General features: G+C 55.0%; 1 protein-coding gene. It reads left to right on the forward strand.

Annotation, left to right across the window (positions count from 1 at the left end; translation table 11 throughout):
• The first annotated feature begins 394 nt into the window (after nt 1-394).
• Nucleotides 395-1171 (forward strand): ferredoxin--NADP reductase, encoded by a 777-nt coding sequence (locus ALO64_RS20515; protein WP_002555237.1) that lies wholly within the window; start codon nt 395-397, stop codon nt 1169-1171.
• Nucleotides 1172-1273: the final 102 nt, after the last annotated feature.

The raw sequence follows: 1273 nt of genomic DNA on the forward strand, positions 1-1273 counted from the left end.
AAAAAAACTGATACTCCCCTGGCGAGGGCTGTGAAAATTTTATTTCCATTGTGTTCATGTAGCCTCCTTGCAGTACGTGTCCAGACCTTGCTGTTCGTTTATCCAGTCTAGGAACAAAAACACCGCAAACTGCGCCTGCGCGCATTACCCGGACGGATGGGCTGATGGCACTTGGCAGCGTGTTATCGGCCTTTTGGCTGGAACCCCTGTGCAAGAGAGGTCGCGGCAATTTGCCCTGTAGAGGTTCGGTCAGGTATTTGCGGACTCAAGAACCAAATACTCTAAGCCGCAGCGCTGCTGACCGGGTAATTCACCACAAACAGCCGGTGTTTATCGGACCCGGTTTGCGGGACACTGGGTTCTGCTTTTCATATTCAGGAGTTCAAAGCACACCATGACCGTCAGTGACGACAAATTCACCCGACAGACACTGCAGCGTGTCACGCCGCTGACCAGCAACCTGTTCACCCTGCGCACCACGCGCGACCCTGGTTTTCGCTTTCGGGCAGGACAGTTTGCGCGCCTCGGTGTGACCAAGGCCGACGGCACCACCGTATGGCGTGCCTACTCGATGGTGTCTTCACCGCACGACGAGTTTCTGGAGTTTTTTTCCATCGTGGTGCCGGATGGCGAATTCACCAGCGAACTGAGTCGTCTGCGCGAAGGCGACGAATTGATGGTGGAAAAACTGGCGTTTGGTTATTTGACCCTGGACCGTTTTGTCGATGGCCGCGACCTCTGGCTGTTATCCACAGGTACAGGTGTCGCGCCGTTTCTGTCGATCCTTCAGGATTTCGAGGTCTGGGAGAAGTTCGAGCGGGTGATTCTGGTGTACAGCGTTCGTGAGTCCCGCGAACTGGCCTATCAGCAGTTGATTGGCGAACTGATGCAGCGTGAATATCTGGCTGAATACGCAGACAAGTTCCTGTTTCTACCGACTGTGACCCGCGAACAGCATCCGGGCGCACTAAGTGGCCGCATTACGCAGTTGATTGAAAACGGCGAGCTTGAGCGCGCGGCAGGCATCGCACTGACACCTGAGCATTCCCGGGTAATGCTGTGCGGCAACCCGCAGATGATCGACGACACACGTGCACTGCTCAAACAGCGTGACATGCGCCTGAGCCTGTCACGCAAGCCGGGGCAGGTTGCGGTGGAGACGTATTGGTAAGTGGGGAAGGCAGAACGCTCTGCGTCATACCTCATTGATGCGGCACGATGTTATGTCTTGTACGTATTCAGTGCTTATAGACGCGCTTTTTTATCACGATGG

The organism is Pseudomonas meliae (genome assembly GCF_001400515.1).
Taxonomy (GTDB): Bacteria; Pseudomonadota; Gammaproteobacteria; order Pseudomonadales; family Pseudomonadaceae; genus Aquipseudomonas; species Aquipseudomonas amygdali.